Source organism: Caulobacter sp. SRI_008 (assembly GCF_057586355.1).
Map to the genome: position 1 here is coordinate 1 of NZ_JBYCZS010000024.1, position 20,217 is coordinate 20,217.

Consider the following 20,217-nt stretch of genomic DNA (forward strand, 5'->3'; position numbering starts at 1 on the left):
GCCGCGTTCGCCTCGGCGGCGGCGCGGGCCTCGGCGGCGCGACGTTCGGAAGCCTGACGCTCCTGGTTTTCGCGAGCGGCTTCGATGGCGCGCTGACGCGCGCGCATCTCGTCCTGCGACAGACCGCCGGCCGACGAACCGCCGCCACCGCCCTGCCCTTGCGGACGCGGAGCGTCGTAGCGACGCTCGGCCTGCGACGGCGCGGCGAGGTTGCCGGCGGCGGGCGCATGCGGACGCGTGCGCTTGGTCTCGACGACCACCGTCTTCGTCCGGCCGTGGCTGAAGCTCTGCTTCACAACGCCCGCGCTCACCGAGCCCTGGCGGGGCTTCAGGGTGATGGGGGCTCGCCCACCGGGGTTGGAACCAGGCCGACCGTTATCGTTCTCGTCGCTCATGCGCTCGCTTGTACTTCCGCCGGGCGGGTTCCCGGCCCAAAAACCGATCAATCCATACGAGAAAGGGGCCTGGACGTACCTCCAATAGGAAGCGCGTTTCCCGGCCCTTCGCTCAAGAGCGCGACGCCTTAGGCGGCTTGCTCCAACATTCAGGTTCTAGACCTTTCGCACCGCCGGATGAAGTCATCCGAGGACGCATCGAAGCCTAGGGCTCCTCGTTCTGACGCACCACCCAGTCCGGCGGCATGAGAGGACGGAAGCCTGATAACCGCTCGACATCCAAAGTCCAGCGATCCGTGCCTCGCCCCGTGAGGAGCGCCGTGTGTATCACATTCTCCCCGCCCAAGGCCAAACCCAATTCGTCGGATGTGAACATCCCGAGGATTCTGGGCGTGTTAGGCGCTTTGCGGGCGGCTGAAAACACCTTGCGGCGGCCGTCTTCGGCGCCATTGGCGGCTTCGATCAGCCAGGCGGTCTTGCCCGAGGCGAGGGCCGCCAGAACCTTTTCGTACCCGGAGATAATGCCGCCGGAGCGTCGTGCAAGGCCCAGCCCGTCCAGAACCCGCTTGGCAAGCAGCCGTTCCACCTGGTCGGGCAGATCGGCGGGCGCGGCCAGCTTGGTCTTGGCCGAGCGCGAAAACGCGTTCTTCTTCACCGCCGCGGCGACGGACTCGCGATCGGACGCGACCCACATGCCCCGGCCCGGCAGCTTGCGAGCCACGTCGGGCACCACCACGCCGTCGGGACCGGCCACGAACCGCACCAGGCGCGCCTCGTCGACCGCTTCGCCCAGGACGACGTCCTTGCGCTGGCGGTTGGCTTCGGCGTGCGTCTTGGGGGCGGCCTGGTCGATCATGAAGTCCGTGACGGGGTCCTGAAAGGAAGCGGCCCCTCCGAAGGCCGGAGGGGCCGGGGTTTCTTACTGCTCTTCGGCGGCTTCTTCGGAGGCGGCCTCTTCGGCGGGGGCTTCTTCGGCGGGGGCTTCTTCGCCTTCCGCCTCGATCTCGCCTTCGAGCTCGGCCTCGGCGTCAGCCTCGCCCTCGAGAGCCTCTTCTTCTTCGTATTCCGGCTCCGGCGGAGCCTCGACCCAGCCCATGACGATGCGGGCGCGCATGATCAGCGCTTCGGCGTCGTCGGGCGACAGGTTGAAGCTTTCGAGGATGCCCGGCTCGCGCACGCGCTCGCCGTTCTTGCTCTCGAACCAGCCGCGCATGTCGTCGGGCACCAGGCCAGCCAGGTCTTCCACCGACTTCACGTCGCCTTCGCCCAGGGCCACGGCCATGGCGAGGGTCACGCCTTCGATGGCCAGCAGGTCGTCCTCGACGCCCAGCTCGACGCGCTTGGCGTCGAGGGCGGCGGCTTCCTTCTCGAGGAACTCGCGGGCGCGGGCCTGCAGTTCTTCGGCGGTCTCCTCGTCGAAGCCCTCGATCGAGGCGACTTCGTGCGACTCGACATAGGCCACGTCTTCCACGGCGGTGAAGCCTTCGGTGACCAGCAGCTGGGCGATGACTTCGTCGACGTCCAGGGCTTCCTGGAACAGGGCGGTGGCCTCGGCGAACTGCTTCTGACGGCGCTCGCTCTCCTGGCTTTCCGTCATGATGTCGATCTGCCAGCCGGTCAGCTGCGAGGCCAGGCGGACGTTCTGGCCGCGGCGGCCGATGGCCAGCGACAGCTGCTCGTCCGGCACCACGACTTCGACGCGCTCGTCTTCCTCGTCCATGACGACCTTGGAGACTTCGGCCGGGGCCAGGGCGTTGACGATGAAGGTGGCTTCGTCTTCCGACCACTGGATGATGTCGATCTTCTCGCCCTGCAGCTCGGCGACCACCGCCTGCACGCGCGAACCGCGCATGCCGACGCAGGCGCCGACGGGGTCGATCGAGCTGTCGTTCGAGATGACGGCCATCTTGGCGCGCGAACCCGGGTCGCGGGCCACGGCGCGGATTTCGATGACGCCGTCGTAGACTTCCGGCACTTCCTGCGCGAACAGCTTGGCCATGAAGCCGCCGTGGGCGCGGCTCAGCATGATCTGCGGGCCCTTGGTCTCGCGACGGACGTCGTAGATGTAGGCGCGGATGCGGTCGCCGACGTTGAAGTTCTCGCGCGGGATCGACTGGTCGCGGCGCATGATGCCTTCGCCGCGGCCCAGGTCGACGATGACGTTGCCGTACTCGACGCGCTTGACGCTGCCGTTGACGATCTCGCCCGAGCGATCCTTGTACTCTTCGTACTGGCGCTCGCGCTCGGCTTCGCGAACCTTGTGCATGACGACCTGGCGGGCCATCTGGGTCTGCACGCGGCCGATCTCGAACGGCGGCAGGGATTCTTCGTAGACCTTGCCGATCTCGGCGTCGCGCCAGGTGCGCTTGGCCGACGAGATCTGGACCTTGCCGATCTCGCCTTCCATCTCGTGGTCGTCGCCGACGACTTCGATCACGCGCTTCTGGGTGGTCTCACCGGTGCGCGGATCGATCTTGACGCGGATGTCGTGCTCGGCGCCGTAGCGGGCGCGAGCGGCCTTCTGCAGGGCCTCCTCGATCGCCTCGATGACGACTTCCTTCTCGATGCCCTTCTCGCGGGCGACCGCGTCGGCGATCTGCAGCAGTTCAAGCCGGTTGGCGGCGATGCCGATGGCCATGGTCAGTCCTCTTCACTTTCGGACAAATCGTTGTCGTTCTCGGCGCCCACGCGGGCGGCGCGCTGGTCGGCGCCCCGCTTCATCAGCTCGTCGGTCAGAACGAGCTTCGCGTCGACGATCCAGGCGAACGGGAAATAGACGGTGACGTCGTCCTCGCCCTCGATGTTGAGGCCGACCTGGTCGTCCTCGACGCCGGCGAGTTCGCCCTTGAAGCGCTTGCGGCCCTCGGCCACGCGGTCGAGCTCGATGCGCACTTCCAGACCGGCGTAGGTCTCGAAGTCCTTCAGGCGGGTCAGCGGGCGGTCGACGCCCGGGCTGGAGACTTCCAGGGTGTATTCGCCGGCGATCGGGTCGGCGGCGTCCATGACCTCGGAGATGGCGCGGGACAGCTTGGCGCAGTCCTCGACGTTCATGTCGCCGCCCGTTCCATCTTCCTGGAGCGGACGTTCGGCCATGATCTGCAGGCGGCGCTGCTCGGCCCCGCCCATCAGGCGCAGGCGGACGATCTCGTAGCCGACGGTCTCGGCGACGGGATCGAGAATCTCGATCAGGTCCAGGTCTTCTCGCGTCTTGCCGCGCACGGTTCTCTTCTCAAATTCGCGGGCCGCCCGAGCCGACCAGAAAGCCAAGCTGGCGAGCGACCAAAGAAAAAGCGGCAGCCTTTCGGGCCGCCGCTCGAAAGCGCCATCTAGCGCTAACGGACGATGTAGGAGCTATATAGCGCGATAGGCGAGCGGGTGGAAGCCCCTAGCGAACGGGCCCCGACAGCGGTCGGCGCGCCCCGTCCCCGCCGTCCGTAAACCACGTCGTCGCGCTGTTCTCACGGTCACTGAACGGGCGCGGTCGTAGATCCGATATGCTTTCTGCGGCCAAGTCGAGGCGCGAGCACGCCCCCTCTTTCGCATCGCAACACTTGTGGCCTATACAGGCGGCCGCTTGAGGCCCGCCTCCCCGCGGGAACCTTCCCACAACGAAGAGTCACTATGGACCTCTCCAAGATCGCCGTGGGCGTGAACCCGCCCTACGACCTGAACGCCGTCATCGAGATCCCGCAGGGCGGCGAGCCGGTGAAGTACGAGATCGACAAGGAAAGCGGCGCCCTGATGGTGGACCGCTTCCTGCACACGGCGATGTTCTACCCGGCCAACTACGGCTTCATCCCGCACACCCTGGCCGACGACGGCGACCCGGCCGACATCATGGTCGTGGGCCCGACCCCGGTGGTGCCCGGCGCGATCATCCGCTGCCGCCCGATCGGCGCCCTGATGATGGTCGACGAGGCTGGGTGCGACGAAAAGATCCTGGCCGTGCCGGTCGACAAGCTCCACCCGTTCTACACGGGCGTGAACAGCTGGCGCGACCTGCCGACCATCCTGACCGAGCAGATCGCCCACTTCTTCCAGCACTACAAGGATCTGGAAAAGGGCAAGTCGACCAAGATCACCGGCTGGGCCGATCCGGACGAGACCGCCGAACTGATCCGCGCGGCGATCAAGCGCCACGACGAGAGCTACTGATCTTTCCAAGATCGAAGAACGACGGCGCCGGAGACCTCTCCGGCGCCGTTTTCTTTTGGGGCTTCTTCAGCGGGTTCGGCCGCCGGGTGTGACCATGGCGACCTTGCGCGCGGGGCCGCTCGACCCCATAACCTCGCCGGATGAGCGAGACCCCGCAAAAGCGCCTCTATATCAAGACCTACGGCTGTCAGATGAACGTCTACGACAGCGAGCGCATGACCGACGTCCTGCGTCCGCTGGGCTATGGCGTGGTCGATGATCCCGAGGGCGCGGATCTCGTCGTGCTCAACACCTGCCACATCCGCGAGAAGGCCACCGAGAAGGTCTATTCGGAACTCGGCCAGATCAAGCTGATGAAGGACCGCAAGGCCCAGGCCGGCGGCAAGATGACCATCGCCGTGGCCGGCTGCGTCGCCCAGGCCGAGGGCCAGGAGATCATGACCCGTCAGCGGGCCGTGGATCTCGTGGTCGGCCCGCAAGCCTATCACCAGCTGCCCGAGCTGATCGCCCGCGCCCATCGGGCCAGCGGCGAGCGCCTGGCCGCCGACTTCGCGGCCGACGAGAAGTTCGACGCCCTGCCGGCCGAGCGTAAGGTCGACGGCGTCACCGCGTTCCTGACCGTGCAGGAAGGCTGCGACAAGTTCTGCACCTTCTGCGTGGTGCCCTACACCCGCGGCGGCGAGTGGTCGCGGCCTCCGGAAGCCATCGAGGACGAGGCCAGGCGCCTGGCCGACCAGGGCGTGCGCGAGGTCACCCTGCTGGGCCAGAACGTCAACGCCTATGACGGCGGCGGCCTGACCCTGGCCAAGCTGGTCCGTCGCCTGGCGAAGATCCCCGGCCTGGACCGCATCCGCTACACCACCAGCCACCCGCGCGACATGGGCGACGACCTGATCGAGGCCCACGGCGAGCTGCCGCAGCTGATGCCCTATCTGCACCTGCCGGTGCAGGCCGGATCGGACAAGATCCTCAAGGCCATGAACCGCGACCACACGGCCGAGAGCTATGTGAAGCTGATCGAGCGCATCCGCGCCGCCCGGCCCGACATCGCCATGAGCGGCGACTTCATCGTCGGCTTCCCCGGCGAGCGCGACGGTGACTTCGAGAAGACCCTCGACCTGGTGCGCGAAGTCGGCTTCGCCAGCGCCTTCTCGTTCAAGTATTCGCGCCGCCCCGGCACGCCGGCCTCGGCCATGCCCGGCCAGGTCGACGAGGCCGTGAAGTCCGAGCGCCTGGACCGCCTGAACCAGCTGCTCGACGAGCAGCAGCGGGCCTTCAACGCCAGCCAGGTCGGCAAGACCCTGCCGGTGCTGTTCGAGAAGGCCGGCCGCCACCCCGGCCAGATCGTCGGCCGCAGCCCCTATCTGCAAGCCGTCCACGCCTCGGGCGGGGAGCACCTGATCGGGACGATCGTTCCCGTCCGTATCGAGAGCGCCGCCAAGATGAGCCTGGCCGGCGTGCTCGCCAATGAACCTGTTCTGGAGACCGCGTGAGCCGCACGCCTGAGTTCCTGCCGCTTTCCGACGACGCCGTCGTCGCCGTCACCGGCCCGTCCGGCCGCCACGCCGCCCTGATCGAGGACGCCTTCAAGGTCCTGCTCGAAACCCCGGGCGGCGGGATCAAGATCACCGGCGACGTCAAGGGTCGCTCGTCGGCCAAGCGCGCCCTGATCGCCCTGGCCGAGCGCGCCGACGCGGGCCATGAGGTGGTCGAGGCCGACATCCGCGTGGCCGTGGGCGAAGCCCACAGCGCCGGCGGCCAGGCCTCGCCGCGCGCCGTGCGCCGCGGCGCCGTCTCGCCCAAGACCAAGAACCAGGCCCGCTACATGGAGTCGATGACCCGGCATCCGCTGGTCTTCGGCCTGGGTCCCGCCGGCACCGGCAAGACCTTCCTGGCCGTCGCCCAGGGCGCGGGCATGCTGCTGCGCGGCGAGGTCGACCGCCTGATCGTCACCCGCCCCGCCGTCGAGGCCGGCGAGAAGCTCGGGTTTCTGCCGGGCGACCTCAACGAGAAGGTCGACCCCTACATGGCCCCGGTCTGGGAGGCCCTGACCGACATCATGGGCGCCGAGCAGCTGCGCCGCCGCCGCGACAAGGGCGAGATCGAGGTCGCCCCGATCGCCTTCATGCGCGGCCGCACGCTGGCGCACGCCTTCGTCATCGTCGACGAGGCCCAGAACTGCTCGCGCCTGCAGATGAAGATGGTGCTGACCCGCCTGGGCGAAGGCGCCCGCATGGTCGTCACCGGCGACCCCACCCAGATCGACCTGTTGAACCCCCGCGACTCCGGCCTGGCCCACGCCGTCTCGATCCTGGAAGGGGTCGAGGGCGTGGACGTGGCCCGCTTCACCGCGACCGACGTCGTGCGCCACCCGCTGGTGGAGCGCATCGTCAAGGCCTACGACGCCGACGCGGCCCTGCTGGCGACTCCCCGATGATCACCGTTGATATCGAAATCGAAGACGAGGCCTGGACCAAGGCCGAGCCCGAAGCCGAGGCCCTGGTCTGGCGCGCCGCCCAGGCGGTGCTGGACGCCCACGAGGACATCGAGGGCAAGGGCATCGTCATCCTGCTGGCCGACGACGACAGCGTCCAGGCGCTGAACCGCGACTTCCGGCAGAAGGACTACGCCACCAACGTGCTGTCCTTCCCCGCGCCCCAGGACCCGGCGGCCAATCCGGAAGGCCAGATCGGCGACATCGCCCTGGCCTACGGCGTCTGCGTCCGCGAGGCGGCCGAGCAGGGCAAGCCCCTGGCTCACCACCTGCAACATCTTGTGGCGCACGGGGTGCTGCATCTTTTAGGATACGACCACGAGGGCGACGACGAGGCCGAGGCCATGGAAGCGCTCGAACGCGAGATCCTGGCGGGACTGGACGTTCCCGATCCTTACGCCGACGATGCGTCGGCGACCGACGAGGGGTAGACACCTAAAGGCATGCCCGACGACGACCAGAGTTCCACGCCCGCCGGCCCGGCTCGACTTAGCCGAGGCCTGCGGGCGTTCTTCCGCAAGCTGCGTCGCGGCGGCGCGCCGGCCGAGCCCGCGCGACCGATCGATCCCGACACGCCCCCCGCCCCCGACCTGGTCGACCAGGCCGAGGCCTTCAAGACGCTGAAGGTGGGCGACGTCATGACCCCCCGCCCCGATGTGGTGGCGGTCGAGGTCGAGACCCCCTTCGCCGTGGTCGTGGCCCAGTTCGTCGAGGCCGGCCATTCGCGCATGCCGATCTATCGCGAGGCCCTGGACGCCCCGATCGGCGTGGTCCACGTCAAGGACGTGTTCCTGCTGCTGGCCGACGGCGACCTGCGGCCCGAGCCCGAGGATCGCATCCTCGAACAGCTGCGCCGCGACATGCTGCTGGTCCCCGCCTCGATGCGGGCCGCCGACCTGCTGCTGAAGATGCGCACCAAGCGCATCCACCTGGCCATGGTCATCGACGAGTTCGGCGGGGTCGACGGCCTCGTCACCATGGAAGACTTGATCGAGTCCGTAGTCGGCGACATCGACGACGAGCACGACGACGCCGCGAGCGTCAGCGTCACCGTCACCGACGACGGCGCGCTGGAGACCGAGGGCCGCACGCCGCTCGAGGATCTCGAAGCGATGGTCGGCGAGACCCTGGCCCCGCCCGAGCACGAGGAAGAGGTCGACACCGTCGGCGGCCTGGTCGCCGCCCTGGCCGGCCAGGTGCCAGAGCAGGGCGAGATCGTGCGCCATCCGGCCGGCTTCGATCTCGAAGTGCTGGAAGCCGACGCCCGGCGGGTGCTGCGCGTGCGCGTACGCCGCGCCGAAGAGACGGCCGAGGCCGACGTCCCGCTCGACGCGGTGGACGTCACTTGAAGCTTTCCGTGCTGACCAAGCGATCACCGTGGCGTGACCGCGTCCTGGCGCTGGTCGCGGGCCTGGCCGCGGCCCTGGCCCATCCGCCGTTCGGCATCCTGCCCGGCCTGCTGGGCTACGCCCTCTTGCTATGGCTGCTGGACGGGATCGACGGGCCCCGGCCGCTGCGCTCGGCCTTCCTGCGCGGCTGGCTAGCGGGCCTGGCCTATTTCGGCCTCGGCACCTGGTGGATCGGCGAGGCCTTCATGGTCGACGCCGCCAACCAGGGCTGGATGGCGCCCTTCGCGGTGGCCGCCATGGCCGCCGGCCTGGCGCTGTTCTGGGGCCTGGCCGCCCTGCTCTATCGCCGCTTCCGCCCCGCCGGCGCCGTGCGCGTGCTAGCCTTCGCCGCCGCCCTGTCGGCGCTGGAGTGGGTGCGCGGCCACGTGTTGACCGGCTTTCCCTGGAACCTGCCGGGCGAGACCTGGCGGGCCGGCTCGGCCCCGTCCCAGGCCGCGGCCCTGATCGGCGCCTACGGCCTGACCTTCGTCACCCTGGCCATCGCCGCCGCCCCCGCCGTCTGGCGCCAGGGCCGTTCGGGCCGGATCGCGCTCGGCGTGGCCGCCGCGGCCCTGGTCGGCCTCTATGCCCACGGCGCCTGGCGGCTGCTGAACGCTCTGGAGTTTACCGCCTCCGCCGTCGCGCCCCGGGTGCGCATCGTCCAGGCCAATGTCCAGCAGGCCGCCAAGTGGGACGCCGCCAGCTTCCAGGCGATCGTCCGCGACTACGTGACGCTCACCGCCCAGCCCTATGCCGACGGCAAGCCGGCCGAGGTGGTGGTCTGGCCCGAAGGCGCCCTGCCCGCCGCCATCGACGACTATCTGGCCCCCGGAACCTGGGTACGCCAGGCGATCACCGACGCCCTGCAACCAGGCCAGCTGCTGCTGATCGGCGGCTACCGCTACGAAGGCTCGGCCGAGCACCCGACCTACTACAACAGCCTAGTGGCCCTGCGCCGCGATGCGGGCGGCCTGTCGGTGGTCGGAATCTACGACAAGCACCGGCTGGTGCCGTTCGGCGAATACCTGCCGGCCGAGGGCCTGCTGACCGCGATCGGCGTCAAGAGCATGGCCCACCTGGGCGACGGCTTCGCCATAGGCCCCCGCCCCGCGCCGCTGGCGATCGCGCCGGGCCTGAAGGTCCAGCCGCTGATCTGCTACGAGAGCCTGTTCCCGGGGCTGGCCCGCCCCGATCCGGCCGTGCGGGCGCTGGTCAACGTCTCCAACGACGCCTGGTTCGGGGTCACCTCCGGCCCGCTGCAGCACCTGAACCTGGCCAGCTACCGCGCCATCGAGGCCGGCCGGCCAATGATCCGCGCCACGCCCACGGGCGTCTCGGCCATGATCGACGCCCAGGGACGGGTGGTCGGCGGCCAGCGCCTCGACCTTGGCCAGCGCGGCGTGATCGACGCCAACCTTCCCGCGACCGGCCGCGACACGTTCGCGCCCAGGGTAGTGGACTGGCCGTTTTTGGCGTTCATTCTCGCGTCGGTGGCGATCTGTATCGGAAGTTCGCGTAACCGCGGCCGCAAGTTTGCCGACGTGAAAGATATAGGCTGAACTAAAACCGCAATCTCAGGTCTATGCCTAAGCATGACCGTCGCCATTGAATCCCCCACCGAAATCGAGCGCTCGCCCAACCCCGTGGACCTGCACGTGGGCGCCCGCATCCGCATGCGCCGCAAGATCCTGGGCGTCAGCCAGGAGAAGCTCGCCGAGAGCCTGGGCCTGACCTTCCAGCAGGTGCAGAAGTACGAGCGAGGCGCCAACCGCGTCAGCGCCAGCAAGCTCTACGAGATCGCTCGCAGCCTTCAGGCCCCCGTGGCCTACTTCTTCGAAGGCCTGGCCGATCCGTCCGAGCCCGGCGACGGCGAGGTCCGCAACGACCTCCAGGTCCACGAGTTCCTGATGACCCCCGAGGGTCTGGAACTGGCTGGCCTGTTCCCCAAGCTCACCAAGGCCCCGGTTCGTCGCCGGCTGCTGGACCTGGTGCGCTCCATGGCGGACGAAGAGCTCTAGCTTCAACGCCGTACGCGGGTCGGCTTCGGCCGACTTGCGGACATAAACTTATCTTTATATGCTCTGCGGCATGCTCGCGGGGCCGGTCGCCGCGTGGGCGCTGGTCCTAGCCGGAGCGTTCCACTTGAACCGTTCGTCCTACATTTTCACGAGTGAGAGCGTTTCCGAGGGCCACCCCGACAAGGTGGCCGACCGGATCAGCGACACCGTCGTCGACGCCTTCCTGAGCGTCGATCCCGAGGCGCGCGTCGCCTGCGAGACCCTGGTCACCACCAACCGCATCGTCCTGGCGGGCGAGGTTCGCGCCGGCAAGCCGGACGGCGACAAGGCCGCCAACAAGGCGCTGACCAAGGATATCCTCAAGTCGCTGGAGCCCAAGGTTCGCGCGGCGATCAAGGACATCGGCTACGAGCAGAAGGGCTTCCACTGGGAGAAGGCCAAGTTCGCCAACTACCTGCACGGCCAGTCGGCGCACATCGCCCAGGGCGTGGACGCCACTGACAAGAAGGACGAAGGCGCCGGCGACCAGGGCATCATGTTCGGCTACGCCAGCACCGAGACCCCGGAGCTGATGCCGGCGACCCTGCAGTACAGCCACAACATCCTCAAGCGCCTGGCCGAGCTGCGCCATTCGGGCGAGCTGTCGGAGCTGGAGCCCGACGCCAAGAGCCAGGTGACCCTGGAATACGACGGCGCCGGCGTGCCGCAGCGCGTCGTCTCGATCGTCGTGTCGCACCAGCACAAGAAGAAGATCGACGGCAAGACCCCGACCTCCAAGCGCGTGCTCGACCTGATCAAGCCGCACATCCTGCCGATCTTCCCCGAAGGCCTGATCACCAAGAAGACCCAGTGGCTGATCAACCCGACCGGCCGCTTCGAGATCGGCGGCCCGGACGGCGACGCCGGCGTCACCGGCCGCAAGATCATCGTCGACACCTACGGCGGCGCGGCGCCGCACGGCGGCGGCGCCTTCTCGGGCAAGGACCCGACCAAGGTCGACCGTTCGGCCGCCTATGCCTGCCGCTACCTGGCCAAGAACGTCGTCGCCTCGGGCCTGGCCGAGCGCTGCACCATCCAGATCGCCTACGCCATCGGCGTGGCCCAGCCGGTCTCGTTCCACGTCGACCTGCACGGCACCGGCAAGGTGGATCCGGCGATCCTGGAAAAGACCCTGCCCCAGCTGATCGGCGGCGCCACCCCGCGTTCGATCCGCGAGCACCTGCAGCTGAACCGTCCGATCTACGCCCGCACCGCCGCCTACGGCCACTTCGGCCGCACGCCGGACAACGAAGGCGGCTTCTCGTGGGAGAAGACCGACCTGGTGTCAGAGCTGAAGGGCCTGGCGTAAGCCTTTCCATCCTTCGGAATTGAAGAGCGGGCCTCGGTCACAAGACCGGGGCCCGTTTTCTTTTCGCCTTCAAGCCTCTAAAGACCCGCCCCATGACCAATCCCCAACAGCCCCACGGGCCGCTGCGCTCGTTCGGCCGCCTGAAGTCGCGGCCGGTGAAGCCCCGGCAGCAGGCCCTGCTCGACAGCCTGCTGCCGACCATCAGCGTGCCGCACGAGGCCTTCCAGCCCCGCGACCTGATGCCCGACGCCAAGGAAGTCTGGCTGGAGATCGGCTTCGGCGGCGGCGAGCACATGGCCGCCCAGGCCGGCCGCCGTCCGGACGTGCTGGTGATCGGGGCCGAGCCCTTCGTCAACGGCGTGGCCAGCGCCGTCCGCCACGTCGAGGAACAGGCCTTGGGCAACGTCCGCATCCACGAGGGCGACGCCCGCGACGTGGTCGGCTGGCTGCCCGACGCCAGCATCGACCGCCTGTTCGTGATGTTCCCCGATCCCTGGCACAAGGCCCGGCACAACAAGCGCCGGATCATCCAGCCGGAGTTCGTGAACGAGCTGGCCCGGATGCTGAAGCCCGGCGCGGCCTTCCGGTTCGCCACCGACTGGGCCGACTACGCCGAGTGGACGATCGAGCGGGTTCTGGCCAGCCCCGCCTTCCGCTTCGCCGAAGCGGACGCCGACCGTCAGGCCATCCCGGCCGACCACGTCACCACCCGCTACGAAGAAAAGAAGCTGGGCGACTGCGCCCCCGTGTTCCTCGACTTCGTGCGGACCTGAGCCGTCCCTGAACCGCCGAGGCCGGACCCAAAAGAAAAGGGCGCGGGTTGAACCCGCGCCCTTTGTCTTGATCCAGGTCAATCACTCTTCGATCGGCACGCCGTAGAGTTCGAGCCGGTGATCGATCAGCTTGTAGCCGAGCTTTCGGGCGATCGCGTGCTGCAGGGCCTCGATCTCCTCGTCCACGAACTCGACGACCTTGCCGGTCTTCATGTCGATCAGGTGGTCGTGGTGATGGGTCGGGGTCTCTTCGTAGCGCGAGCGGCCGTCCCGGAAGTCGTGGCGCTCGATGATGCCGCTCTCCTCGAACAGGCGGACGGTGCGATACACCGTCGCGATCGAGATGTGCGGGTCGATGGCGTGGGCGCGGCGGTGCAGCTCCTCGACGTCGGGATGGTCGTCAGCCGACGACAACACACGGGCGATGACACGACGCTGGTCGGTCATGCGCATGCCTTTTTCGATGCAGAGCTTTTCGAGGCGGTCCAAAGCGCAATCTCCGTCGGGGGATTCGCGGCACAATAGGCAATCGCTTCTTAAGTGTTAAGCGCCCGCCGCATGACGACGGCGTCCTTGGCGCCGTCAGGATGGGGATAATAGCCCTTCCTGAGACCCACTTGCGAAAAGCCGGTCGCCTTGTAGAGCCCGATCGCCGCCAGATTGTCGGCCGCGACCTCCAGGAACAGGTCGAAGGCCTTGGCTTCCGTGGCGATCCCGGCGGCCATCTCGACCAGGGCCGCGCCCCAGCCGCGTCGACGGGCGGCCGGATCGACGGCGATGGTCAGGATCTCGGCCTCGCCGGCGATCGCCCGGCACAGGATGAAGCCGCGCGGCGCTTCGGGATCACCGGAACCGCCCAGCACCGCGAAGACCCCGGGCGAGTTGAACAGGGCCTCGAACTCAGTCGGGCTCCAGGGGCGGTCGAAGGCCTTTTCATGCAGGTCCGCCAGGTCCCAGCACGCTTCCAGTCCGACAGGGCGCAGGTTCATGCGGCGGGCATCGTGGCGTAAGGGGCGCGCAGATAGAGCGGCCGAGGCGAATGGGTCGGGGCCGGCCGGGCGGCGGCCAGGCGGGCGATGGCGACCGGATCGGCGGACGCCGGGGTCAGGACGGTGGCCTCGGCCAGGACGCCCTCCAGCAACGGCGCGCCGGAGCCCACCAGGGTCGCCGGACCGCCGGAATAGAGCTCGGCCAGTCGGGCCGTGGCCGCGCCCAGGTCGAGGGCGTCAGGAGCCATCAGCGCCGTCCCGCCGTCGAAGACCTGCAGATAGACCTGGCCCATCTTGGCGTCGAGCACGGCGGCGACGAAGCCCTTGGCCTCCGACGAGGCCGCCAGGGCCTCCAGGCTGTTGACGCCCACGCAGGGGATCGACAGCGCCTGGGCCAGGCCCTTGGCGAAGGACAGCCCCACGCGCAGGCCGGTGAAGGATCCCGGGCCGACGGTGACGGCGATGCGGTCAAGCTGGGAAAAGGCGATCCCGGCCTCGGCGGCGACCGCCTTGGCCAGGGGCGCGATGCGCTCCTGGTGGCCGCGGGTCATGGGTTCGGTGCGGGCGGCCAGGGTGCGGCCGTCCTCGATCACGGCGACCGAGGCGGCCGCCAGGCAGGTGTCGACGGAAAGAACGCGCAAGGTCAGGCGGCCCCGACCTGGGCGGTCTCGGCCGGACGCCAGACGAATTCGTTGAGCTGAGCCTTGGCCTTCAGGGTCTTTTCGTCGGGCACGCCGCCCTTGGTCCAGCCGGGCACGCCGAAGACGTAGGACACGGTCGGGGCCTCGGGGCGCACGCAGACCACCGCATTGACCGTGCGGCCCTCGCCGGCCCGGCACTGATCGACGGTGAAGCCCAGGGCCTCCCACTTGGCCAGCAGGCTCTCGCCCTTGGGGCCGCGCACGTCGCCGGCCGCCAGGCGGATCTCGGAAATGCCGCCGTCGGCGCCCTTGCCGATCTCCAGCAGCGGGACCTTGTCCTGCTCGACGACGATGATCGGCCCGGGCGGGCCCTCGCCGACATGGATGAAGGCGCTCTTGACCTGGGCCTTCGGGAACAGGGCCGCGATGGTCGGCTGGTCGAAGGCGGTGGCGGCGGTGATCGGTCCCACCCCCGCGGCGCCCACCTGCAGCGGACCGCCGACATAGGGGGTGATCTTCACGGCGACGGGACCGTCGGCCGGCTTGCCCGCTTCCTGCTCGGCCTGCGGAGCCGCTGCGGATTTGGCGGGGGTCTTTTCGGCGGGGCCGCAGGCGGCCAGCAGGGCCAGCGGGGCGGCGAGGAGCGCGAGACGAAGGGTCATGACGAGGTTCTAACGCCGAAGCGCGAAAATCGCACGCCATCGTGCGATTTTCGCGCCTGGGGTCGCACGTCAGACGATCGAGGCGGCTTCCTCGAAATCGAGGCGCGGGCTGCGCGGGAACAGGTTCTCGTCGGTGCCGTAGCCGATCGAGGCGATGAAATTGCTCTTGATGTTGGTGCCCTCGAAGAAGGCCGCGTCGACGCCGGCGTTGTCGAAGCCCGACATAGCCCCGACGTCCAGGCCGAGCGCCCGGGCCGCGAGGATGAAATAGCCGCCCTGCAGCGAGCTGTTGCGGAACGCGCCCCATTCCTTAGCCACGGGGTCGCCGAACCAGTTCTTGGCGCCCGGCGCGTGCGGGAACAGCTTGTCGAGGGTCTCTGGGAAGTCGAGGTCGTAGCCGACGATGACGGTGACCGGGGCCTGGCGGATCTTCGGGCCGTTGGAGCCCGACGACAGGGCGGCCAGCTTCTCCTTGGCTTCCGGGCTGGTCACGAAGACGAAGCGGGCCGGGGTCGAGTTGGCGGCGGTCGGGCCGAACTTCACCAGGTCGTACAGCTCACGCAGCACCGCTTCGGGCACGGGGTCGGACTTCCAGCCGTTGCGCGTGCGCGCCTCGGTGAACAGTTGGGCCAGGGCGGCGGTGTCGAGCTTGGACATCAGCAATCCTTATAGGGAGCCATAATAGCAACTTATAGAGTTACAGTATGGTGTTCCCAGCGGATCACGGCAAGGCCGGCGATGCGCGCCGGGACCGAAAATCAGAGCGTCTGCTCGACCCGGGTCACTTCCGGCACATAGTGCTTGAGCATGTTCTCGACGCCCGACTTCAGCGTCGCCGAGGACGACGGGCAGCCCGAGCAGGCGCCGCGCATGTGCAGCCACACGACGCCCGTGGCCGGCTCGAACTTGCTGAACACGATGTCGCCGCCGTCCTGGGCCACGGCCGGACGGATGCGGGTGTCGAGCAGTTCCTTGATCTCGGAGACGATCTGGGCCGCCTCCTCGTCATAGACGCCGTCGTCGTCGTGGCCGCTCTCGACCTGGTCCAGCAGCAGCGGGCGGCCGCTGGTGAAGTGGTCCATGATGGCGGCCAGGATCGGCGCCTTCAGGTGCGGCCACTGGGCGTCCTCACCCTTGGTGACGGTCAGAAAGTCCGGACCGAAGAACACCCGCGTCACATCGCCCAGCCGGAACAGGGCGTCGGCCAGCGGCGAGGCCTCGCCTTCCTCCGGCGTGCGGAACTCCCGAGCGCCCTCGCCCAGCACTTCGCGGCCGGGCAGGAACTTCAGGACCTCGGGGTTGGGCGTGGTTTCGGTCTGGATGAACATGGGCGAGATGTGGCGCTTGGATGAGTGAAGAACAAGGGGGCGCGGCGCCGCGCCCCCTCCGAAGGGTCCGCGATCAGGCCCCCCAGAAGCCGACCAGCTTCTTGACCTCGGCCACCGTCGGGGCGGCGACCTCCCGGGCCTTTTCGGCGCCGGCGGCCAGGATGCGGTCGAGCTCGCCCTTGTCGGACAGCAGGCCGCGCATCTTCTCGCCCACCGGGGCCAGCTTCTCGACCGCCAGTTCGGCCAGGGCCGGCTTGAAGGCGCCGAAGCCCTTGCCGGCGTAGTCGGCCAGCACCTCGGCCTTCGAACGGCCCGACAGGGCGGCGAAGATGCCGACCAGGTTGTCGGCCTCGGCGCGGGTCGCCAGCTCCTCCAGGGTCTCGGGAAACGGCTCGGGGTCGGTGCGGGCCTTCTTGATCTTGCCGGCGATGGCGTCGGCGTCGTCGGTCAGGTTGATGCGGCTGTAGTCCGACGGATCGGACTTGCTCATCTTGGCCGAGCCGTCGCGCAGGCTCATGACCCGCGCGCCCGGACCCTGGATCAGCGGATCGGGCTGCGGGAAAAAGCCCGGGGCCTTGAAGTCGTGGTTGAACTTCTGGGCAATGTCGCGGGTCAGCTCCAGGTGCTGCTTCTGGTCCTCGCCCACCGGCACGTGGGTGGCCTTGTAGATCAGGATGTCGGCGGCCTGCAGCACCGGATAGGTGTAGAGGCCCACGCTCGAGCGCTCCTTGTGCTTGCCGCTCTTCTCCTTGAACTGGGTCATGCGGTCGAGCCAGCCCAGGCGGGCGACGCACTGGAAGATCCAGGACAGTTCGGCGTGCTCGGGCACGGCCGACTGCGGGAAGATGGTGGCCTTGGCCGGGTCGAGGCCGGCGGCCAGATAGGCCGCGGCGATCTCGCGGGTCTGATCGGCCAGGGCTTCCGGCTCCTGCCAGACGGTGATGGCGTGCAGGTCGGCGACGAAGATGAAGGTGTCGATCTCGTGCTGCAGGCGGGCGAACTTCACCAGCGCGCCGAGATAGTTGCCCAGGTGCAGGGCGCCCGAGGGTTGGACGCCGGACAGCACGCGGGACGGACCCGTATAGGCGACGGGAGCTTGATCGGTCATGGCTTCAGCCTTGGATGTCGGAAACGGGTATGGCGGGACGCGCGGAAGCGCGGGCCGCATCCGGAGACGCGGCGGTCGGGTTCAGAGCCAGTTGCGCCATCGGGGCGCATGGGAACCGTTGAAAGCCATGCAAGGCTGGTTAGCTGGCCGGGAGCCCTAGAGCAAGCCTCCCCACATCCGAGCGCCCCCGCGAAGGCGGGGGTCCAAGCGGAATTTCCGCTGTGGCGCCCCAAGCTCAGCTTGGGTCCCCGCCTTCGCGGGGAAGGACGGAGATCCTAGCTCAAGCCTTGCCCCGCCGCAGGACGGCCTTCAGCTCGCTGGGCTTAACGCCTCCGAACAGGAACAGCAGCGGCGGATAGACGGCCGCGCCGGCCAGACAGGTCAGGGCCAGGGCGAACTCCTTGGCGCCGATGGCGTGGCCGGTCAGGCCGATGCCGCGCAGCGGGGCCTCGATCAGGTGACGCCAGTGCGAGGCGGCGGCCAGCAGCAGGGCCATGCCCAGGCTGGCGGCCAGGATCCGCGCCAGGCGCGACCAGGTGTCGAGCGAGGGGTTGTAGTCCTTCTTGCGCCACAGGCCGAAGGCCATCTGGCCGACATTGAGCCACGAGGCCACGGCGGTGGCGGCGGCGATGCCCTTCACCCCCATCAGCTGGAACAGCAGGAGGCCCAGGCCGATGTTGACCGCCACCGAGATCAGGGCGAAGCGCATCGGGCTCTTGGTGTCGCCGCGGGCGAAGAAGGCCCGCGAATAGAGCTGCTGCAGCACGAAGGCCGGGGTGCCCAGGCCGTAGAAGAACAGCGCCGCGGCCGTCTGGCTGGCGTCGAAGGCGGTGAACTCGCCGCGGGTGTAGAGGCCGTCCGACAGGAAACCCGGCATGGCCGCCAGAGCGGCGGCGGCCGGCAGGGTCAGGGCCATGGCCAGGGCGACCGCCTGGTCCATCGCCCCTTGGGCGTCCTCGCGGTCGCCCGAGTGCACGGCGCGCGACAGGCGCGGCAGCAGGGCGACGCCGATGGCCACCCCCACCAGGCCCAGCGGCAGCTGGTACAGGCGGTCGGCGGTGGCCAGCCAGGTGCGGCCGCCGGGAACGTGGCTGGCCAGGGCCCCGGAGATGAAGATGTTGACCTGGGTGGCGCTGGCCGCCAGGGCGCCGGGGATGGCCTTGCCGATCAGCTCGCGCACTTCCGGCGTCAGGCGCGGCAGCCGCCAGTGCACCTTGGCCCCCGACTTGTTGACGCCCCAGGTCAGCAGCGCGGCCTGGGCGACGCCCGCCACCACCACGCCGACCGAGCCCCAGGTGGCCGCCGAGACCGCCGTGGTCTGGGGCAGGATGAAGGCCAGGGTGAAGATGTTCAGCAGGATCGGCGCGCCGGCCGACAGGATGAAGCGGTCGCGGGCGTTCAGCACCCCCGACAGGTGGGCCACGATCGCCATGCACGGCAGGTAGGGCATGGTGATCTGGGTCAGCAGCACCGCCAGCTTGTACTTGTCGGTGCCCCAGCCGAAGCCCGGGCTGATCAGCATCATCAGCCACGGCATGGCCAGCTGGCAGATGACGGTGATGATGATGGTCGAGGCCGCAAGCGTGGCCATGGCGTCGGCGGCCAGGATGTCGGCCTTCTCCTCGCCGTCGCGCTGCAGCGACTTGGCGTAGGCCGGCACGAAGGCCGCCGCGAAGGCGCCCTCGGCGAAGAACCGGCGGAACAGGTTCGGGAAGGCCAGGGCGGCGTTGTAGGCGTCGGCCGCCGGGGTGGCGCTGGCGCCCATCCGGTAGGAGACGGCCAGGTCCCGCGCGAAGCCCATGAACCGGCTGACCAGGGTCAGGCCGGAATAGATCGCCGACGACCTGAACAGCCCTCCGCCCTTCTTGGCGGCGGGAGCGGGCGTCGGTTCGGGCGCGGCGGCGGGAGTGTCGGTCACGTCCGGCTTCTGGGCGCTGAGCGAACAGGCGTCAAGCTACGGCGCGGCGGCTGCATCGAGGTTTCACCGGAACTGCACCAAAGCCCCCGTCTCAGAACGGCGTCAGCGTCACTTGAGCCGGCAAGGTCACGCGCGCCATGCCGCCGCCGGCCGCCACCTTGGCGTTGATCGCGGTCAGGATCATGGCCAGGGTCGCCGCGTCTGGACCATGGCCGGCGCCGTGGACGGCGAACATCGCGCCCGGCCGGCGGGCGGCCACCGCCGCGGCCCGCAGGGCCTGGCCCTGGGCGAAGGGGACGACGTCGTCGGCGTCGCCGTGGATCAGGAAATAGGGCTCGTCCAGCTTCGCCACGGCGGCCTTGTTGTCGTAGCGATCGATCAGTAGCGGCCGGGCGATCGCCGGCGCCATGGCATGCAGGCTCGAAAACGTGCCGATGGTGACCAGGGCGTCCAGGGTCTGACGACCGGCCAGGCCGAAGGCGACGCCGCCACCCAGGCTGTGGCCGACCACGATCAGCTTGCCCGCGCCGGCCGTCTGTCGCGCCCGGGCGTAGAAAGCGTCGGCGTCGGCCGCCAGGCCCTTCTCCGACGCTCGGCCCGGATTGCCGCTGTATTCGCGATACTCGGCCGCCACCACGCCGTAGCCCTCGGCGATCAGCGGGGAGAGCCAGTCGATGCTGTCCGACGCGGCCGAGCCGTTGCCGTGGAAGAACAGGAAGGTCGGCATGCCCGGCCTGGGCGCGACCTCGATCCCCTTCAGCGGCAGGCCATCGGCCGCAGTCACGGTGATGAAGGCCGAGCCCTCCGGCAGGCCCGAGAGGCTCAGCGGCGCGGTGGGAGCGGGATAGACCCTCTGATGCACCTGACCGAAGGCGGCGACGCCCACGCCCAGTACGGTCAACACGAGAGCCACGAGGATCGTCCAGCGCCGGCGATGGGTCATGTCCTGCGCTCTCCCCCTCGCGCGTCGCCTGGTCGCTACCGACGACGAAACCGCATG

Annotated in this window: 22 protein-coding genes; 9 read left to right on the top strand and 13 right to left on the bottom strand. The window is 69.0% G+C overall.

Annotated features, from left to right (window positions below; all coding sequences use genetic code 11):
- The 4 genes from AC2YHT_RS19590 to rimP all read right to left on the bottom strand — a co-directional run.
- On the bottom strand, positions 1–395 hold a 395-nt coding region (locus tag AC2YHT_RS19590; protein ID WP_487291583.1), incomplete at its 3' end, for a translation initiation factor IF-2 associated domain-containing protein.
- A gap of 205 nt (positions 396–600) precedes the next feature.
- The gene (locus AC2YHT_RS19595) at positions 601–1,251 is read right to left on the bottom strand and encodes an RNA-binding protein (protein WP_110118431.1); all 651 of its coding nucleotides are present in this window, start codon (positions 1,249–1,251) and stop codon (positions 601–603) included.
- A 63-nt stretch (positions 1,252–1,314) separates the two neighbouring features.
- Positions 1,315–3,033: a transcription termination factor NusA gene (nusA, locus tag AC2YHT_RS19600; RefSeq protein ID WP_487291584.1), complete on the bottom strand. Its 1,719-nt coding sequence runs from the start codon at positions 3,031–3,033 to the stop codon at positions 1,315–1,317.
- A 2-nt stretch (positions 3,034–3,035) separates the two neighbouring features.
- A complete protein-coding gene (gene rimP, locus AC2YHT_RS19605; RefSeq protein ID WP_110118429.1) occupies positions 3,036–3,662 on the bottom strand; it encodes a ribosome maturation factor RimP in 627 nt (208 codons plus the stop codon).
- 354 nt (positions 3,663–4,016) lie between these two features.
- On the opposite strand from rimP, the gene ppa reads away from it, so the two are divergent.
- The 9 genes from ppa to trmB all read left to right on the top strand — a co-directional run bounded on the left by ppa (position 4,017) and on the right by trmB (position 12,571).
- On the top strand, positions 4,017–4,550 hold the full coding sequence (gene ppa, locus AC2YHT_RS19610; protein WP_110118428.1) for an inorganic diphosphatase: 534 nt from the start codon (positions 4,017–4,019) through the stop codon (positions 4,548–4,550).
- A 140-nt stretch (positions 4,551–4,690) separates the two neighbouring features.
- Complete coding sequence (gene miaB, locus AC2YHT_RS19615; protein WP_487291585.1) at positions 4,691–6,043, top strand: tRNA (N6-isopentenyl adenosine(37)-C2)-methylthiotransferase MiaB; 1,353 nt, start codon at positions 4,691–4,693, stop codon at positions 6,041–6,043.
- Positions 6,040–6,987 carry a PhoH family protein gene (locus AC2YHT_RS19620; RefSeq protein WP_487291586.1) on the top strand — a complete coding sequence of 316 codons (948 nt, stop codon included), beginning with the start codon at positions 6,040–6,042 and terminating at the stop codon, positions 6,985–6,987. Before miaB ends, AC2YHT_RS19620 begins: the two co-directional genes overlap by 4 nt.
- 11 nt (positions 6,988–6,998) lie before the next feature.
- Positions 6,999–7,475, top strand: coding sequence for an rRNA maturation RNase YbeY (gene ybeY / locus AC2YHT_RS19625; protein WP_487291658.1), 477 nt, complete (start codon positions 6,999–7,001; stop codon positions 7,473–7,475).
- A 12-nt stretch (positions 7,476–7,487) separates the two neighbouring features.
- The gene (locus tag AC2YHT_RS19630) at positions 7,488–8,393 is read left to right on the top strand and encodes a transporter associated domain-containing protein (protein ID WP_110118426.1); all 906 of its coding nucleotides are present in this window, start codon (positions 7,488–7,490) and stop codon (positions 8,391–8,393) included.
- Positions 8,390–9,991 carry an apolipoprotein N-acyltransferase gene (lnt, locus tag AC2YHT_RS19635; RefSeq protein ID WP_487291587.1) on the top strand — a complete coding sequence of 534 codons (1,602 nt, stop codon included), beginning with the start codon at positions 8,390–8,392 and terminating at the stop codon, positions 9,989–9,991. The genes AC2YHT_RS19630 and lnt overlap by 4 nt, the downstream gene beginning before the upstream one ends.
- A 33-nt stretch (positions 9,992–10,024) precedes the next feature.
- Complete coding sequence (locus AC2YHT_RS19640; protein WP_110118424.1) at positions 10,025–10,450, top strand: helix-turn-helix domain-containing protein; 426 nt, start codon at positions 10,025–10,027, stop codon at positions 10,448–10,450.
- A 124-nt stretch (positions 10,451–10,574) separates the two neighbouring features.
- The gene (gene metK / locus AC2YHT_RS19645) at positions 10,575–11,798 is read left to right on the top strand and encodes a methionine adenosyltransferase (RefSeq protein ID WP_487291588.1); all 1,224 of its coding nucleotides are present in this window, start codon (positions 10,575–10,577) and stop codon (positions 11,796–11,798) included.
- 92 nt (positions 11,799–11,890) lie between these two features.
- Complete coding sequence (gene trmB, locus AC2YHT_RS19650; RefSeq protein ID WP_487291589.1) at positions 11,891–12,571, top strand: tRNA (guanosine(46)-N7)-methyltransferase TrmB; 681 nt, start codon at positions 11,891–11,893, stop codon at positions 12,569–12,571.
- 81 nt (positions 12,572–12,652) lie between these two features.
- Here trmB and AC2YHT_RS19655 read toward each other — a convergent pair whose 3' ends face one another.
- From AC2YHT_RS19655 to AC2YHT_RS19695, 9 genes are all read right to left on the bottom strand, one after another.
- Positions 12,653–13,060: a Fur family transcriptional regulator gene (locus AC2YHT_RS19655; RefSeq protein ID WP_109101055.1), complete on the bottom strand. Its 408-nt coding sequence runs from the start codon at positions 13,058–13,060 to the stop codon at positions 12,653–12,655.
- Positions 13,061–13,107: 47 nt separating this feature from the next.
- Positions 13,108–13,560, bottom strand: coding sequence for a GNAT family N-acetyltransferase (locus AC2YHT_RS19660; RefSeq protein WP_487291590.1), 453 nt, complete (start codon positions 13,558–13,560; stop codon positions 13,108–13,110).
- Positions 13,557–14,201 (bottom strand): tRNA (adenosine(37)-N6)-threonylcarbamoyltransferase complex dimerization subunit type 1 TsaB, encoded by a 645-nt coding sequence (tsaB, locus tag AC2YHT_RS19665; RefSeq protein ID WP_487291591.1) that lies wholly within the window; start codon positions 14,199–14,201, stop codon positions 13,557–13,559. Before tsaB ends, AC2YHT_RS19660 begins: the two co-directional genes overlap by 4 nt.
- Positions 14,202–14,203: 2 nt before the next feature.
- The gene (locus AC2YHT_RS19670; protein ID WP_487291592.1) at positions 14,204–14,863 is read right to left on the bottom strand and encodes a DUF1131 family protein; all 660 of its coding nucleotides are present in this window, start codon (positions 14,861–14,863) and stop codon (positions 14,204–14,206) included.
- 69 nt (positions 14,864–14,932) lie between these two features.
- Entirely contained in the window at positions 14,933–15,520 is a 588-nt protein-coding gene (locus AC2YHT_RS19675) for a malonic semialdehyde reductase (protein ID WP_487291593.1), read from the bottom strand.
- A gap of 101 nt (positions 15,521–15,621) precedes the next feature.
- Positions 15,622–16,191 carry a NifU family protein gene (locus tag AC2YHT_RS19680; protein ID WP_487291594.1) on the bottom strand — a complete coding sequence of 190 codons (570 nt, stop codon included), beginning with the start codon at positions 16,189–16,191 and terminating at the stop codon, positions 15,622–15,624.
- A 73-nt stretch (positions 16,192–16,264) separates the two neighbouring features.
- The gene (gene trpS / locus AC2YHT_RS19685; protein ID WP_487291595.1) at positions 16,265–17,299 is read right to left on the bottom strand and encodes a tryptophan--tRNA ligase; all 1,035 of its coding nucleotides are present in this window, start codon (positions 17,297–17,299) and stop codon (positions 16,265–16,267) included.
- A gap of 280 nt (positions 17,300–17,579) precedes the next feature.
- Entirely contained in the window at positions 17,580–19,217 is a 1,638-nt protein-coding gene (murJ, locus tag AC2YHT_RS19690) for a murein biosynthesis integral membrane protein MurJ (RefSeq protein ID WP_487291596.1), read from the bottom strand.
- A gap of 91 nt (positions 19,218–19,308) precedes the next feature.
- The gene (locus AC2YHT_RS19695; protein ID WP_487291597.1) at positions 19,309–20,160 is read right to left on the bottom strand and encodes an alpha/beta hydrolase family protein; all 852 of its coding nucleotides are present in this window, start codon (positions 20,158–20,160) and stop codon (positions 19,309–19,311) included.
- Positions 20,161–20,217: the final 57 nt, after the last annotated feature.